This is a genomic window from Marinicella pacifica, from assembly GCF_014636635.1.
Classification (GTDB): domain Bacteria; phylum Pseudomonadota; class Gammaproteobacteria; order Xanthomonadales; family Marinicellaceae; genus Marinicella; species Marinicella pacifica.
This window is the reverse complement of sequence record NZ_BMEO01000010.1, coordinates 82,792-101,284: the sequence shown is the minus strand read 5'-3', so window position 1 is coordinate 101,284 and position 18,493 is coordinate 82,792. Positions and strand designations below refer to the sequence as shown.

Genomic DNA, 18,493 nt, shown 5'->3' with positions numbered 1-18,493 from the left:
TTCGGACGGGATAACCGCTGAAAGCATCTAAGCGGGAAGCCTCTTCCAAGATGAGATCTCACTGACTCTGTAAGAGTCCTAAAGGGCCGTGGAAGACTACCACGTTGATAGGCTGGGTGTGGAAGTGCAGTAATGTATGAAGCTAACCAGTACTAATTGCCCGTGAGGCTTGATCATATAACCCGAAGCGATTTTCAGGTTAAAACAAATTGATCAATCTCTAATAATTTTAGAAAGCCAACGAAAATCAAGATTTGTTAAAGCATACGCTTTGATTCATATTCCAAACATCAGTCTTAAGAAGAACACCTCTTAAGCAACCAGTTTTCTGGTGACAATAGAGCTATGGTACCACCTGAACCCATCCCGAACTCAGAAGTGAAACGTAGCATCGCCGATGGTAGTGTGGGAGTTCCCATGTGAGAGTAGGACATCGCCAGAATCTAACAAAAGAGAAAGCCTCAACATCAGTTGGGGCTTTTTTTTGCATATAAAAACTGACTAAACTCAGGCGCTGGTCATTAAAACACGTTGTGCGCCTGCGCGCTCACGTGGTTACGCTGACAAGTCAGCTCACAGATAGAAAACAGCTGCGCTGTTTAAATTAAATAGCCCGGTAACGATACCGGCGAATCGGGACATCGCCAGAATCTAACAAAAGAGAAAGCCTCAACACACGTTGGGGCTTTTTTTTGCTTATAAAAACAGACTAAGCTCAGGCGCTGGTCATTAAAACACGTTGCGCGCCTGCGCGCTCACGTGGTTACGCCTACACGGATGTAGGTGTGCCGAGCAAGCAGGGAGCGGAATCGGCCGCCTACACGGATGTAGGTGTGCCGAGCAAGCAGGAGCGGTAACGGCCGCCAGAACCTAATAAAAGAAGAGCCTCAACACACGTTAGGGCTTTATTTGTCTAAAATTTATACATTTAATCTGTGTTAATTAATTGATGACTAGGACACGTTCAAAAGTTACTGTTACCACCAGTACAAAAATGAGCCACCTCACCGGTTGAAAAGTGAGCCAGTTGTATAACAATGGTGCTTTTGAAAGAGGCGCCATGATTTCAGCAGAAGAACTCATGAAAATATAAGTATTAAACGCACAAGGTTATTCACAAAGAAAGATAGCCAGAGAGCTCAACATTTCAAGAAACACCGTCAGAAAATATATCAACAGTACAGACTGTGAACCTACCTATAAGCCAAAGGTTAAAGGTGTTTCAAAACTTGATCCATTTAAAGATTTTATCAATGAACGGATTGCTCATGCCAATCCAATCCGTCTGTCAGGAACGGTGATTCATCGGGAGCTTAGAGACATCGGTTACCAAGGTGGAATTACGTTGGTTCGGGATTATCTACGCCAATTGCGTGATTGTGTTGAGCCGGTAGAAGTGATTCGTTTTGAAACAGAACCGGGTAAACAAATGCAGGTTGACTGGGGAAAAATGCGGGGCGGTAAAGACCCAATTCATGCTTTTGTTTGCGTCTTAGGATTTTGTCGAGCCTTGTTTGTTGTTCTAACAGACAATATGCGCTATGAGACCTTAGAGGCTTGTCACCGTGCTGCTTTTGATTATTTCCAGGGTGTTCCGGAACAAGTTTGGTATGCTCCCTATGTTTGGGAGGACAAAGCGCAAATGTTGTTGCTTAATGATCCGGTTCTCAAATCCAAATTTGATACCAAAAGACAAGTTGACAAGGCGTTTTCCAATAATGCTTTTCTGCAGTTGAAATGGCTTCATCAGCACAGCGAACACCAAGAAACTGAATTTCAACAATACCCTGTTTATCGACTTAATTAAGCTTCATTTATCCGATGAGCCTGTGGCAGGTCCATAATCACGCCTAAAAACAAGTATGCTGTGTTTTTCACATTAATCTGCCGCTCAATTGCGAATGAACAGCCTTCATTTTCAAGATTTATTTTTATAAATTTCTTGCGAAAAGTATTTTATTTTGATTTAATGTTTTTAGGTCATTACAAATTTGTAATGAGCGGGGGATAAAAAATGTGTGTAAAAATTCAATTAATTTTTAGATTTCTATGCGTTAATTAGGCTGCCAGGTTTTAACCGGGCGGTTTATTTGTGTCTGCTGTTCAGAACACCTGAGTAATGACAATTATTATTTGTCAGCTTAATAGTGGGAAAACACATGTTACTGGGCACACACACAAAACTTTCAGTCATCGCCTTTCTGGCGTCTTCATTCTTTTCATTGACTGCTTTGGCAGATGACATCGGTGTCACCATTGATACCTTTCCTGGTACTTTTACACCCGGTACAACTTCTGGTGCAGGTGTTTATGAGATCACCGTGAGTAAAGCCGGAAGCGGCACAGTCGCTGGTATAGAAGTACGCTTATCATTCAGCAGTTCATCCGGGGTGAATGAGTTTCAATGGTCTTGCAGTGGTACAGGGGCTTCGAGCTGTTCTTCTGGTAGTGGCACCAATAATGATCATAATATAGATTTGATCCTTAGTTTAGAGGACACGAATGCAGTAACCTTGACCCTTGGGTCTGTTAAGTATGAGCCTGAATTCTTTGATGATTTAACATTCAGTGCAACGATGATTAATGATGGCGTTAGTAACACAGATTCAAATGATACCAATGACACGGATAGTCAAACCATTACCCGTGCATCAATAACCGATATCAGTGTCACCAATACCGATGGTCAGGGCACATATAAGCCTGGAGAGAGCAGTAGCTACACAATTGAAGTGTCAAATCAGGGCCCCAGCGCCGCTGAAAATTTGAATGTCAGTGATGTGGTACCTTCAGGTTTAACAATCACCAGTTGGAGTTGTTCTGCTGTTGCCGGCAGCAGTTGTTCAGATAACGGAGGTAATAATTCGAATGTTGATCCTGTTTTACAATTGGACGTCAATGATGAAGCCACCATTACTGTTAATGCGGATTATGCCTCTTCTGCCACCGCTAACCCAATGGCCTATGAAGCAAGGGTGTCATTGGGCGATGCAAACGCCACAGATCCCAATAACTCATCACCATTAAGCGCAATAGATAATAATACGCCTGTATTTGAAAGTAATTTGGTGGTTGCTGTCTCCACCACGCCTACCGCCACAGACTATATTCCGGGTGATAGTCAGGTTTACACTGTAACAGTGACCAATAATGGTCCCAGTGATGTAGATAACGTCTCAGTAGCTGATAATACACCTGCGCCAATAAGTTCAGTGTCATGGAGCTGTTCGGCCACCGTTGGAAGCCAATGTGATTTGGCGAATGATACGGACTTCATTAATACCACAGTTGATTTAGTCAGTGGTGGTGTGGTCACTTTTACGGTGACCGCTCAATACGATTCAGGTGCCACAATGGACCCCCTGGTATATGAGGTGACGGCAACCAATCCAACGGGGCATACACCCGCAACGGATTTTAAGGGCAGTGTTTCATTGAGTCCTGATCCGCAGTCTGATTTTACTGTGAGCCTGACGGATAACAGCACAAATTATACCCCGGGAACTTCACAGACTTATACCTACAAACTGACCAATGACGGCCCATCTGATGCGTTGGCAGTGGCAGTCAGCGACAATAATTTATCGGAATTTGAGACCATTGCCTGGAGCTGTGGTATACAATCAGGCGGCTCCAGCGCTTGTGATGCTGCCAGTGGCACAAGCGCCATAAATACCCAGGTTGACCTAATTGCCGGTGAAACCATCACGTTCACCATTGATGTGGACTATTTTTCAAGTGCCGTGACCAATCCGTTGGTTTACACATTATCGGCAGCTAACCCGAATAATGTCATTACGCCTCAATCTGATGCAACTGATAGTGATGATTTGGAGCGCCAAGTGGAATTGTCGATCACCAAAACGGGTAAAGTTGGCACCCTGGTACCCAATGAACCATTCACTTATGTGATTACGGTGGCCAACGCCGGTCCCAGTGATTTAGGGGCAGGTACCGTGATCGGAGGTGGGCCCGAAACCGGTGCTCTGTTGACTGATGTCTTCGATTCTCTGTTAATTAATCATCCCACTAAATGCGCCAATACGAATGGTCAACCATGTTGGGAATGGTGTGTGTCGGATGAAGGGGTTCCCAACAGCGCCATCAGTCCCGATAACTGCGCGAGCGATGGTCAAATCGCTTCGGGTTTTGGTCCAATGGCGCAAATACCTATTCGTTTATCTGCCGGCAGTCAATCTTCTGTTTATATCTATACCCGTTTGGCTGAAGGCAGTTACTCAGAATGTGACAACCAGCTGCCTGGCAGCAGTGAAATTTGTAACAGTGCTGAAATTGATCTCCAAGATAACCACACAGTGGCCATCGGCGGCAACCCTAAAAATGATGCAACCAGTAATGCAATTGTGATTGGTACCGATTTAAAAGTAACCAAAACCGACCAGTTAACAACAGCGGTTCCAGGCAACCAGATTAGTTATCAAATCGAAGTGATTAATGATGGCTTTATTGATGTGGAACAAGTGGTTGTAGAGGATGTTCTGGATTTATTTTCTCAGTCACAACCGGCCGGTTTTGTGCCGGGCAGTATTTCTTGGTTTTGTGAGACCGGTGATTCCGGAGCTTGTTGTACATCCGGCACCACCGCCTGTGGTTTAAATGCACCAACCACCACTGTGGTTAATGATGCGTTGCATGCATTGGTTGATTTAGATGCGCAAACGTCAGTGATGTTTACGGTTAACGCCACCATTGACAGTGAATCAAGTGGCACACTGAGTAATACTGCCAAAGGCACCTTGCCGACCGGTGTTACGGAGGCAGACCCACTAAACAATGAGGCCACTGATACCACAGGTCTGTTCGGTTCTTCAGATATTCAACTGACTAAAGAATTAACAGCTGCGGTTATCAATGGATCTGTGGTTGATTTAAGTTATGAAATTCGCGTCACTAATTTAGGACCCTCTCGTGACACTCAGGTTAATGTTGTTGATAGTTTAAACAGCAGTAAATTAGATTTAACAACGGCCAGCTGGACATGCATTGTTAATGGAACCGGATCTTGTAGCCAGTCAGGACCGATCACCGGACAAGGCATTAATACAGATGTTGATCTGGCGGTTAATGATGAAGCTATTTTTACCATTGATGTCAGCACCCTGTCTGGCGCGAATGGTCAGGTCTATAACAGTGCCATCGCCAGCGCTTCGGAAACGGACAGTAATCCACTTAATAACGAAGATTATGCTGAATATTCACTCAGTGGTGAGGCTGAAATTGTGATTGACCATTCTGATTCCAGAAACACAGCTGTGCCCGGGGATGCAATCTCTTACACCATGCGGATTGCCAATCAGGGACCCGATCATTTATTTGGTGCGCAGGTTGAAAATATATTCCCACCAAAACTGCAAAACATTAACTGGACATGTGATGCGGTGTCACCCATACCGGGAGATTTAAGCTGGTTTCAAAGTTCTCTGAAAACATTACCCGGTTCAGCGATGGATATCAGTGGTGACGGCAATCACATTTATGTGGGTAGTCCCGATACCGATGGTGCCGGGCCCATAAATGGCAGCTTGCAGGTTTATCAACGCAGCACACTGTTAAATAATCAATTTGGTCAAATCCTCAATATTCAATCTTTATTACAGGGTGACAACGGATTGGATGGTTTAGAAAAGCCGTTACAAATATTGGTTTCTCCATTTGATCGGTTTGTGTATGTGTTGTCACTTGACGAATCAGGAACATCTGCTGTGTCGGTGGTGTCCATATTTGCCAGAAACAGTGACGCACAGGCTACTGACTTTGGTGTATTAAGTTACCAAGGTATCGTCACAGATCAAATGCCAGCAGCACCCGGAATGATGCAAATCAGCCCGGATGGCCGACATCTGTACCTCAGTGGTGATGGTGAAATTCAAAGTTATAACCGCGACACCAACACCGGCGGCTTAACCCATAAGGAAACCTATAACCATCTTGATGCCGGCAATATGGTGATAAGCCAGGATGGTTCAGCCTTATATGTGGCCGATGTAAATGGGGTGGATATTACGGCTTATGGTCGAAATAATGATGACCAGGATTCAGGATTTGGCGAATTGTCGGATTTAAACTTAGCCCTGGCAATGACGGGCTTAACAGCCATTCACGATATGGCCATCAGCGCTGATGGCAAGCAATTGTATTTAGCCGCTTCAGGGTCACATCAAGCGATTGTTGTCAGCCGGGACATTCTGGATAACAGCCTGAGTCTGGCAGTTAGTTACAATGACACTAATTTAGGTTTGGCAAACACGACCGGTACCCTGGTCGGTGTAGAGGCTGTTTCTGTCAGCCCTGACGGTGAGCATGTGATTTATACCAATCACAGCGACTCGACAATGTATGTCATGTTACGCAATACGCAAGGGTTATTGAGTCGCCACGAACAAGTCACCTATACCGGATTGGCCGGTTTAACTGATGCGCAGTTTACACCGGATGGCCGACATGTATTAACCACAGCGCGTGGCAGTAATCCCAAAACACTGTCCGTTTTTGAGCGCCGTCAGCCGGATCCTTTGTTTGCTTTTATGGAGTCAGAACGCGAAGGTGACTATGTTTCGGGAACATCAGGCAATCAGGTGGACGGTTTGTTGGGTGCCAGTGCCCTGGTGATGAGCCATGATGGTATGCATATTTATGCCACCGGTTTGGGCAGCGATGCAGTGGTTCAGTTTAAACGTGATAAAGACAAGGGTAATGTACCGGCCACAGCAGCAGAACACCTCACTTTTGAACACAGTTACTTTAATAATTTTGGGAATTTTACGGCGTTGAAAGACCTCGACAGTATCGCCATTACACCCAATGATCAGTTTATATATGTGGCCAGTTCTGACCAAAGCACACTCACTGTGCTGGAACGTAATAGTCAGGGCGACTTAAGCTTCGTGGAAAGTTATACCCACCAGGCCAATCAAGCCGATGGCTTATTGGGTGTGTCAGATATGGTGATTGATCAGGGCGGTCAGAATCTTTATATCTCAGCGCGCTATCAGGCTTCAGTGACCCATTATAAAATTGCAAGTAACGGTCTTCTCACATTGCAAAGCAGTATTAGCAATGGCGATCCCGGCGTGTCCGGTTTGGCCGGTGCCATGGCAGTCACCTTGTCACCGGGTCAAGAACATCTCTATGTGGCGTCGGCCATCGATGATGCCGTGGTTGTGTTTTCACGCAACAGTACAGATGGCAGTCTTCAGTTTTTAGGACGTAACCTTACAGCAGGTGACCAGCCGCGGGATTTGGCGGTCAGTGAGGACGGCGCCCATGTCTATGTGGTATCGGCCAACGACAGTAAAATTTCAGTGTTTCAGCGGGTGGCGAATCCGGGCAGCAATCAGTTTGGCCAAATGGTCCTGATACAAACTTATCAGGATGGTGTGGGTGGCTTTGATTTTCTCAGTGGGGCTCGGCGTATTGCCATCAGTCCGGATGATACCCGCGCTTATGTGGCCGCTGAATTTGATGATGCCATTACGGTGTTAGATCGTGATGACAACCCCAACAGCACCACTTATGGTTATTTAACCGTGGTTGAAACACAATTAGACGGTTTAAATGGTGAATTTGGTTATGCGCAGCCTTATGATTTAATCACCAGTTACGATGGCCGGCATGTGTATGTGGCCGGTTTTGCGGATCATGCAATTAATGGCTTTGTGTTAGGTACAGGATCCAGTTGTGCAGCACAAGGCAGCGGTAACATCATTGACCGGGTTGATATTGGTGCCAACGGCACATTGACCTACCAAATTAACGCCACCATCCGTGCCAATGCCACGGGTGATTTAGAAACTCTGGGACGGGTGATTCCACCGGATAATTTTACCTTTAATAATAATGCCGGTCTCTGTCCGACAGATACGAACAAAGATGTCTGTGATGACGACACCACCGCATTAACGCCGATGTACGATTTAAGTTTGAGTAAAGACGACGGTCGTATCTCAGCGGTACCGGGTCAAAACAGTGTGTATGAAATTGTGGTCAATAATCACGGCCCCAGTGATGCGATGAGCCGTCCCGAAGAAACCATTCAGGTCTATGACGTCTTAAATCAAAAATTCAATCCAAATTCAATAAGCTGGACTTGTGAGGCGATTGGTTCAGGTTCTTTGCAACAAACCCAGGTGCTGCTTAACAATGAAAATAATGTGTCCGGTCTGTTTGGTGCGGCGGCCGTAACTTACCATGATAACTTAGCCGGATTGGGGCCTCATGTTATTTCTGTCAGTGTGCTCGACAGTACGGTCAGTGCATTTGCGATTGATGAATTAACCGGCAGTTTATCCCAGGTGGCAAGTTTAACAGCAGATGGCACCAATTATTTAGCAGGGGCACGTGATATTTTGGTGTTGGATGATGATATTTATGTGGCTGCGCAGGTGGCAGATGCGGTTGTTCATATCTCAGCACAAGATAATGGTGGCTTACAATTACAGTTTGAACAGGCTCAACATTTCTCAAATGGCGTCTTTGGCTTGGATCAAACCCTGGCTTTAGCAGCGTCTGACGACGGTGCTTTTGTTTATGCGGCGGGATCCAATGATGCGGCTGTGGTGGTGTTTAACCGTGATTTAAACAGCGGTGTGCTCAGTCATGTTGAAACGGTTCAACAAGGTGTCAACGGTGCGGATGGCTTAACCGGTATCAATGATGTGGTCGTAGCCAAAGACGGTCATTCGGTATATACCCTGGGTCTTAATCAATCAGCCATCGGGGTGTACCAAAGAAACCCGGGTACCGGTGAATTAAGTTTCCAGATAAAGGTGGATCAATCCATGACCGGGGTTGATTTATCGGGTTTATCGGCGATTGTGGTGAGTCCGGATAATCAACATGTTTATGCCAGTTCATCCAGTCAAAATAAACTCTTTGTATTTGCCCGGAATCATACCGTTGGCAGTCCCAACTATGGTGAACTAACCTTAATCGGCTCTTTGTCACACGGTGAGCAGAATGTGGTTGGTTTGCTCAGTCCCGCCAGTCTTAATATAACTGCTGATGGTCGCCATGTATATGTGGCGGCAGAACAGGCAGACGCTTTATTATGGTTTGGTCGAGACTCAGAAACAGGCTTACTCACTTTTGGTGGTATTATCAGTGATCAATCTGGTGAAACGGATGGCCTAAATGGTGTGTTGGACATCGCGCTCAGTGATGACGGATCATCTGTTTTCGCAGCGGCCAGCCAAGACCATGCCATCAGTGTCTATCAGCGCCGTGCCGACTCCCAGTGTCCTGCTTCAGGTGTGGGTAATATCAGCCTGAACAGTGACAGCACCGGTGTGCCGGTGAGTGTGGCTGCACAAGGTCAGTTGATATTCAGGCTAACGGCAGAAGTGGCCAGCGATGCCAGTGGACAAATAGTGAATGAAGCCGGCGTCTATGCCTGCCCACAAAACCACAGCGGGGTCATTACAGATTGTATCGGTTCGGAAACATTGATAGACAACAATACCGACACGGACACCAATGAGGTAAATACCAGTGCTGATTTAAGCATCACCAAAACCGATGGTCTGGCCTTATATGATGGATTATTAGGTGCTGTTCGTGTCACCGGAGACAATAAAAACCTCTACACAGCTGCCCGGGGTGACAATGCCATCGGCATATTCTCACGAATTGATAACCAGGTCGCGACAGATTTTGGAGAATTATACTTTGAACAGGTGGTGGTTAACGGCCAGGCAGGGGTGTCGGGATTATTAGGTGTTTCAGACGTTATATTGCACCCGCAGGGTGAAACCGTTTATGCCGCCGGCAGTGGCGACAATTCAGTGGTTGTGATGCGAAGAAATCAAAGTTCAGGCCATCTCAGCTTCTTAGAGAAACAATCCAGTGGTGTGTTTGGCGTTGAAGGTTTGGAAGGTGTCAGTGATTTAGCCATCAGTGCAGATGGTGCGCATTTGTATGCCAGCGGGCCTTTAACCGGATCACTCACTGTATTTGCGATTGACCAAACTGCTGGCGAAAACAGCGGCCGATTAACATTTAAACAAAAATTACAACATGCGGTGGCCGGTGTGAGCGGTCTGGCAGCCATCAGTGATGTGGTGGTTTCACAAGATGGCAAGCATGTCTATGTAACCTCCAACAGTGATAACGCCGTGTCTGTCTTTTTACGTAATCCGAACGCCAACAGTCAGGGTTATGGTCAGCTCAGTTATCAGCAAACCTATCAGCAAGGTGATCCGGGCATTGGGGGATTGGTGGGTCCCACAGATTTGGTGATGTCAACGCAAAATGGCGGAGATTATGTCTATGTACTGGGTGCAGCGGATGAAGCTTTGGTGGTGTTCTCACGTGATTCTGGTAGCGGTGAGTTAAGCTTCGTTGAATATAAACAAAACGGCACCAGTCAGGTGGAAGGTTTATCCAATGCCACCCATTTAGTCCTGAGCCCGGATGAATCGTCGCTTTATGTGGCCGGACAATTAGAAAACACTTTGGTGCGTTTTGATCGAGATCCAATAAATGGAACATTGCAATTTAAGCAGGCATTGCATCAAGGTGATGCCCTCGGGCAACCGGGTGAACTGATTGATGGTCTGGACGGGGTCAGTGGTCTTTTTGCCACATCGGATGGGCGCCAGTTATTTGCGGTGGCCAGCCAATCCAATACCCTCAGTGGTTTTGATGTGGTCGATGCAGGACCTCAGATGGGCGCATTAAGCTATGCTTATTCACTGGCAGATGGTGAAGGCGGTGTGGCACCGGGTTCAGAAGTCAGTTATGTCATTGTTGCGCGAAATGACGGGCCCAGCGATGCTCAAAAAGTTCAGGTTACGGATATGTTTCCGGCTGAATTCTCCACAGTCAGTTATGAATGTTTTCCGGTCAACGGTGCTTCTTGCCGATCCGGTCAGACTTTCCAGGGTAATGTGCAAGAAGTGGTTGATTTGCCGGCCGGTTCTCAGGTAGAGATTGTTGCCACCGGTCAATTGCGCCCGGATGCCACCGGCTTATTATCAAATACCGCCACAGTGATGTCCTCAACGCTGCCTGCTTATGCCATCAGTGATCCCAATATGGACAACAACAGTGCCACCGACAACAACACCTTACTGGCACCGGCAGTTGATCTGGTGGTGACCAAAGACAATGGTTTGACGGCAGTGATTCCGGGAACCCAGGTGACTTACGAGATTGTGGTTCGTAATGAAAACACCGGCCATGTGAGTGCTGATCCTAACATTCTGCCTTCGGTTGCACGTCAGGTGTTGGTCACCGATGTGGCACCGGAATCTATCAGTGATGTCAGTTGGACCTGTACAGCCACGCCGGAGGCAGGTTTGTTGCAACCCAGTGATGGTTATACCGATTTTATTGTATACCAGGATTTGGACAATTATGCGGATATGAAAATTACGGCCAATGGTGAGGCGGCTTATGTGGTGGGTCAATCAGGTGGTGTGACGTCGGTGGTTGCTTATCAGCGAGATCCACGTGATGGTACCATGCTGGAATTACAACGTATTAGGAGTACTGACAGTGGCGTTAATGGACTTCAGGGAGCCAGCCAAATGGTGCTCAGCCATGACCAGCGCAATTTATATCTCAGTTCACCCAGCGAGGATGCCTTGGTGGTTTTGGCCATTAACGCTGCCGGTGTAATGACTTTCGAAGAGGTGTTGATTGATGGTGTCTCCGGCGTTAACGGTTTGGGTGGTGTCAATGAACTGTTAATTTCAGCCGATGATCGTTTTATTTACACGGCAGCCAGTTTTGATGACGGAATCGGGGTATTCAGTCGCTCGTTGGCAACCGGTTTATTAACGCATGAGGCTATTGTGAGCGGTATGGAAGGTCTCACCGGCGTGCAACATTTGGCCCTACATGATAATGGTCAGTTACTGTTTGCAACTGCAGGTTTAAACCAGTCATTAGCGGCTTTTGAGCGTAATCACAGTAATGGCTTATTAACAGCCAAAGCGGTTATTCAAAATTTTCAATTGCCTCAGGGCGGGTTGACACAACCAACCGCCATCAGTTCGGACGGTAATCAGGTACTGGTCACCGATGGTGGTGAAGCTAAGTTGACCGTGTTTAATTATGACCAAGATGCGGATCAATGGCTGCTTCAGCAGCAGCTTGATTTGGCCACAGCTTCTGCACCTTCTGCCCTGATTTCAACCAATCATGGCCAGCAGATATATCTGGCATTAGCGGGTTTAGGTCGCCTGAACTTACATCAATGGCGAGTTGATCAATACCAAGCAGCCTCAGCCAGCTATGACGCAACAGACAGTGCAGGCTTGTCTTCAGTACAAGATTTAACCATGTCGGATGACGGTGCCTATCTGTATGCGCTGGGTGGTGATCTGGTGGTCATGGCGGCACAAGACGGTTCTCGTTGTGGTGCCTTTGGAGAAGGTCAGTTGTCCGATGTGGCTGATATTGTGGCCAATGGGTATGTAAGCTATTACTTAACAGGCACTGTATTAGATACCGCCACCGGCCAGATCAGTAATTCTGCGACTGCTGTCACCAATCAGGATACCATTGAGTTGTATCCCAATGATAACATCGCCATTGACAACGACATTCTGGAACCACACAGCAATCTGATTGTGGCCAAAGACGATGGCTTAACGGAAGTGGTGGCCGGTACAGATTTACAGTACACCATCGATGCGTTTAGCACCGGACCCAGTGCGGTATATCCGTTACTGGAAGACAATATTCCTGTCTTTCCTGCCACCACCGCCGGTATGCAAAGTGGTTCAATTTCCTGGTCTTGTGCAGCACCGGATCCAATCGGTCTAAACATTGAATATGGTGTGACTGATTTCGATGTGCTTAATGGGCCAACCAGTATGCGACTGAATGCTGCAGGAAACCGTTTGTTACTGGCCGGAGGTGCACCGACACGAATCGCACTGTTTGAAAAAACAGCGGCCGGCGAGTTAAACCTGTTAAGTGAAGTGGTCGAAGGTGACAGCTTTCCCGGTGGCATGACACTCACCGGTTTAGCGGCTATTTCAGACATGCGTTATGACCAAGATGAAACTTATCTATATGTGGCAGATACAGACAGTGATGCCATTTATATTTTTACAATCGACAACGATGTCTTGCAGTTAACCGGACAGGTCAAAGCCGATGATGTCGGTGTTGCTGGTTTACTTGATCCCGCCAGGTTGCTGATAACGCCTGATAACTCAGGTTTATATGTGGCTGCCAAAGGATCTCAAGCCATCACCGTATTTAGTCGCAACCAAAGCACCGGTCAGCTCAGTTTTGTTGAGCGGGTGAAAGATGGTTTCGGCACCATCGTGCCGGAAAGTAATGTCATCATCGGCATCAATGATTTAGCGATGACTGCTGATGGCCGCTATTTATATACCGCCGCCGATTATTCTGATGCGATTGCCGTGTTCTCAAGAAATTTAAACACGCAAGTGCTGTCTTTTGAAACTGTGCTGCGCGGTGGTGACAGTAACAATGGCACCACCTTGCCGGCCATGGACGATATGAAACAGCTGTTGTTAAGCCCCAATGCCGAGTTTTTATATGCCCTGGCACCGGGTGCGCAACGTGTCTTAATATTTGATCAGGATCAGCAATCCGGTGCGTTGAACTATCTTGATAAGCTGGATGTGTCCAACAGTCAGGGAGGTTCAATGGTGATGCCATCCTCAATCACTTTGACACCGGACAGTGGGTATTTATTGATGGCCGATGAAGCCGCTGCCGCCGTGAATCTGTACGAGCGCGATGAAAGCACCGGTCTGTTGACCCGTGTTGATACTTATTTTGCCATGGATGATCCGGGTTTGGCCATGAGCGCACCGCAATCTCTATTAACGGATGGTGTGTATGTGTTTACTTTGAGTCCATCAGATGATGCCATGACGGTGTTACGGCTGGTGGCCGAAGCCGAGTGTTTGACACCGGCGGGTCAGGCCGATGTGGTGAGTGTTAATTTATACATGAAACCGGGTTCTTCGGCACAAACCGTGGTCAATGCCCATGTGCATCCTTCAGCCCGTGGTGAGATAGTTAATCAGGCGATGATGGTGATGCCGCCGGGTTCGGTGGAAGATGATCCGCTTGATAATACCGCCGAAGACCGCACCCAAATTATCATTGAAACGGATGTGGCGGTGACCAAGTCAGGGCCCGCGGAAATTATTGCCGGTGAAATGATTCAATATGAGATTGTGCTCAGTAATACGGGGCCTTCAGACGCGCTCGGCGTGCAAGTCATTGACGATTTGGACAACCACCTGTTGCAAGCAAGCTGGACCTGTTCGGCCAGTGGACGTTCATTGTGTGATAACGCCAATGGCAGTGGCGACCTGGCTGAAACAGTCAATGTCACCATAGATGGCAACGTCACCTTCACCGTCACGGCACAGGTTGATCCGTATTTTACCGGTCAAATAGACAACATGGTTGAAGCGGTTGTGTTTGAAGAAGGTTTTAACACCGACACTGATTTGTCAAACAATACCGATTCGGTGAGTACACAAGTTACACAAGAACTGGATTTATCGATTCATAAATCAATGCTAACTAACCCTATTGTGGCCGGTGAAACAGTTGAATTTGAAGTGGTTGTGATGAACCATGGGCCCAGTGCCAGTAATCAAGTGACGGTCACAGATCAGTTAATGGCCGGTTTAAGCGATATTGATTGGATTTGTACACCCACCGGGCTAGCTGTTTGTTCGTTGTCCGGTCAGGGGCATATCAACCAGCTGGTTGATATACCGCCAGGTGAACAGATCAGTTATTTAATCACAGCAATGTTAAATCCTGATGCCATGGGCGTGATCACTAATACCGCGGATGTGACTGTGGCAGCACCGGTTACAGATGTCGATGTGAACAACAACAGTGTGACGGTTTCAGATACCATAACGCAAATAGCTGACCTTGAAGTCATTATCAGTGATAACATCGATCCATTTGATCCGGATTCACAGCAAAGACTTGAATACCGTTTACAGTTTATTAATCACGGTCCTTCAACAGGTCGTAATATCTTTAGCGTCAGTCAAATACCGGCGCTGCAAGACGACATCATCGTGGTATCGCCCGAGTCAAGTTGCCAGTTTAATGGTAACGACCTGGAATGTTCTGTTGCTCAAATACCAGTGGGCGGAGTGGTGAACACCATTGTCAGTATGGTGTTACTGGCAGACGCGCCCGGTCAGGTGACATTCAATAGTGATATCAGCAGTGTCTATACAGATCCTTACCTTGTAAATAATGTGGCTTCAGAAACCACTGATTTATTATCCGGTATCGATGTTCGTGTTCAAAAAACGAATCATATAGAAATTGTTGAACCGGGTGTTTGGGTGGAATACGAGATTACCGTGGATAACATTGGTTCGTTTGATGCCGGTGATGTTGTGGTGTCTGAAAACTTACCCGCGGGATTAATCAATGCCAGCTGGCAATGTCAGGCTTTTAACGGTGCCGTTTGTGTCAATGTGGACGAATTCGCTATTACTGGCGGTGCTAACTTACCGGCTAACAGCACAGCCATATTTACCCTGCAGGCTCAGGTGGATCCGGCATTGGCTTACACCACAGAAACAGAAGTGGTTAATGAGGTCAGTGTACAACTGGTCTCGGGTTCTGAAACATCTTTAACCAACAATTGGGCTGAGGATGTGGATTCCCTTATTCTTTATATCTTTAAAAATGGTTTTGAACAGGTGACACCATGAAAAAACAATTAATCTGGATCTTTCCTTTAATGTTTATATCCGGTACAGCGGGTTGGTATTTAGCCGGTGTTGATTGGCAATCAGAATCACCTGAAATTAAAGCCGGTGTATTGGCGGTGGTGAATGATGGTGTAATAACGGAAGATGATTTTATCACCCAGATGAAACTGCGAGGGGGCCAGTCAGCCGGTCAGTATCAGGATATGAAACAAAAACAAGTCCTGCTAAGGTTTTTAATTAACCAAAAACTGCTGATGAATGAAGCATTGGCTCAAGGGATTGATCAAGATCCGCTGGTTCAAAAAATTTACCGTCAGACTGTGGTGGATAAGTTTTTAGAAACCAGCTTGAACAAGCACTTGGCCAATATCAAGGTATCATCGGCTGAAGCCAAAGATTATTTTGAACAAAACAAAAAAAAGTATAACCGCCCGGCGAGACGACGCGGTGCCATGATTTTTAAAAAATTCAGTTCGGCTTTGTCACAAGAAGATAAACAGGCACTCAAAGATGAATTATTGGCGGTTAAAAATGAAGCAGCGGGTTTGCCGGCACACCAAACTCATTTTGGTGATTTGGCCCGCGTTCATTCGGATGACCGCTCCACCATGTACCAGGGCGGTGTCATGGGTTGGTTAATAGAAAACCCAAACCGGGCTTATAAGTGGCCCGAAGAGGTGACCCGGGCCGTTTTTAACTTGTCTGAAAACGGCGACATATCGGATGTGATTGAAACCGAAAAGGGTTATTTTCTGGTGCGATTGGTGGCGGCTGAAAATATCCAGGAAACCCATTACGAACAAATTGCCGATGGTATAAAACAAAAATTGTTGACAGATAAACAAACCGCAGCCAAAAAAGCTTTTTTAGCCAACATCGAAAACAATGCCCGCATCGAAATTAATGAAGCATTGCTAATGGCAATCCAACCGCTTAATTCTGCGCCGAAGAATAACGACAAACAACCCCCGGCGATGCCCGTACAAGCAGGAGTTCAACCATGATTCAATCAAGTATTAAAACGTTTAATCCATTTATCTTTGTGGGATTAATGGTGCTTGGGTTAACCGGTATCAGCAGTGGCCGAGCCGGTGTTGCCACAATCACCCAAACCATTAATTTACAGCCGGGTTGGAATGCGGTTTATGTAGAAATTGAACCTCAAAATAATGATATTGAGACCATTTTTTCAGGTGTTCCGGTGGCCAGTGTGTGGCGTTGGATTCCGGAGAAACTGGGCAGTGATTTTCTGGTTAATCCGGCTGAGGGGTTGATGAATTTAGAAGGGTGGTTTGGGTATTTCCCCGAACCCAAACCTGAAGCGTTTTTGTCAAATTTATACACTTTATCGGCCAATACCGCATACTTGATTAAATTGGAAGGCAGCGTTGCTAAAAGCATCAGTCTTACCGGTAAACCGGTTTATGTGAAGAAAAAATGGCGCACCAACGGTTTTACCCTCACCGGTTTTCCGCTCGTGGCCGGTCAGGAGCCCAGTTTTGGAGATTTTTTTGCCAACTCAACGGCCCATCAGGGACAACCGGTTTACAAATTAAATCCACAAGGTGTCTGGGAAGCCGTTCAGGAACCTTACCTTGAGCGTATGAAATCCGGTGAAGCTTACTGGTTTTACACCCACGGAACTTCTCGTTATCAAGGCATGATCAATGCCACCATTGAGCAAGGTGAGTCTATGGAATACCGGGGCGCGTTTACTGAAATGGATTTGGTTCTGAGTAACCTCAGTGATGTGACAAACTTCGTGAGTTTAAACCGCATGGGTGGCTCAACATTGCCCATGAAATTTTTAAATGTGGACCTGGAGACCGGAGAAAAAGCCTGGCCTGATTTGCCGGTGACTAAAGTCTATGAGTTACAACCCGGTGAGGATTTGGTGGTGACTTTGGCGGTGAATCGTTTGGCCTTTAGTGAGCAACGCATGGAGCAGGTGTTTTCCATTACCAATGAACAAGGTGCCAAGGTGCTTATTCATGCCGGTGGTAATACTTTACAGCCTTTGGTGTTACCCACCGGAACCTATCAGAACGACACCCTTAAATTATCTTCAAATCAAAACTCTTATGCGGGTTTGTGGGTGGGTACAGCCCGTGTTCGGGCAGTCAGTCAGGCCCAGAACGGCGGTGTCAATCCGCTGCCCGTCGGCAATCCCTTTCCGGTTCGAGTCATGATGCATGTGGATGCAACCGGCCGGGTTAAATTGGTTAAAAATGTGGTGCAAATGTGGCAAGACGGCACCTACCGTGTGAGTCCTAAAGACCCCACTTTGTTTGAAGTGGATGAACCGGGACGATATGTGTTGTTAACACGCGATGAATTGATTCCGAACTATTCAGGCATCACCAAGCGCAGCGGGCAATCTGCAGGTATCCGGTACAGTACCGTGGCCTATGATTTTAATGGCGATGATATTGAGATGAACGGTGAGTTTCAACCCGGTAATCAGGTTAATGTGAGTCTGCTGATTGACCCCAACATGCCGACCAATCCGTTTCGTCATAAATTTCATCCGGATCACGATAATTTGGATGCTCAGTTCTTAAATTATAAACAGGAAGCCTTTCAGGTGACCCGGGAGATGGAATTTTTGTTCACAAGCAACAATCCACAATACCCGGATGTGGCCGATCCGCCCGGCTGGGGAGTCTCTATTATGGGTGGTACCTTTCGGGAAACGCTGACCGGACTCCATAAAAATGCCATTTTTGTTAGTGGTGATTTCCGATTGACGCAAGTTTCTTCCACTGCGATATTAAACCAATAAGGTG

Annotated in this window: 3 protein-coding genes, 2 rRNA genes and 1 pseudogene; all 6 read left to right on the top strand. The window is 46.6% G+C overall.

The genetic code is table 11. The annotated features are described in order from the left end of the window. Positions 1–177, top strand: a 23S ribosomal RNA gene (locus IEV16_RS10800); the annotation flags it as partial. Between the two features lie 150 nt (positions 178–327). Next, positions 328–442 (top strand): 5S ribosomal RNA (gene rrf / locus IEV16_RS10795). A 666-nt stretch (positions 443–1,108) separates the two neighbouring features. Continuing rightward, a pseudogene (locus IEV16_RS10790) lies at positions 1,109–1,807 on the top strand (hypothetical protein); the annotation flags it as partial. A gap of 352 nt (positions 1,808–2,159) precedes the next feature. Continuing rightward, on the top strand, positions 2,160–15,707 hold the full coding sequence (locus IEV16_RS10785; RefSeq protein WP_188365717.1) for a beta-propeller fold lactonase family protein: 13,548 nt from the start codon (positions 2,160–2,162) through the stop codon (positions 15,705–15,707). After that, complete coding sequence (locus IEV16_RS10780; RefSeq protein WP_188365716.1) at positions 15,704–16,711, top strand: peptidylprolyl isomerase; 1,008 nt, start codon at positions 15,704–15,706, stop codon at positions 16,709–16,711. The genes IEV16_RS10785 and IEV16_RS10780 overlap by 4 nt, the downstream gene beginning before the upstream one ends. Beyond that, positions 16,708–18,489 carry a hypothetical protein gene (locus tag IEV16_RS10775; protein ID WP_188365715.1) on the top strand — a complete coding sequence of 594 codons (1,782 nt, stop codon included), beginning with the start codon at positions 16,708–16,710 and terminating at the stop codon, positions 18,487–18,489. The genes IEV16_RS10780 and IEV16_RS10775 overlap by 4 nt, the downstream gene beginning before the upstream one ends. Positions 18,490–18,493: the final 4 nt, after the last annotated feature.

Bases quoted from the DNA above. Each gene is read 5' to 3' on its own strand.
- IEV16_RS10785 (WP_188365717.1), top strand. From the start codon at position 2,160: ATGTTACTGGGCACACACACAAAACTTTCAGTCATCGCCTTTCTGGCG.
- IEV16_RS10780 (WP_188365716.1), top strand. From the start codon at position 15,704: ATGAAAAAACAATTAATCTGGATCTTTCCTTTAATGTTTATATCCGGT.
- IEV16_RS10775 (WP_188365715.1), top strand. From the start codon at position 16,708: ATGATTCAATCAAGTATTAAAACGTTTAATCCATTTATCTTTGTGGGA.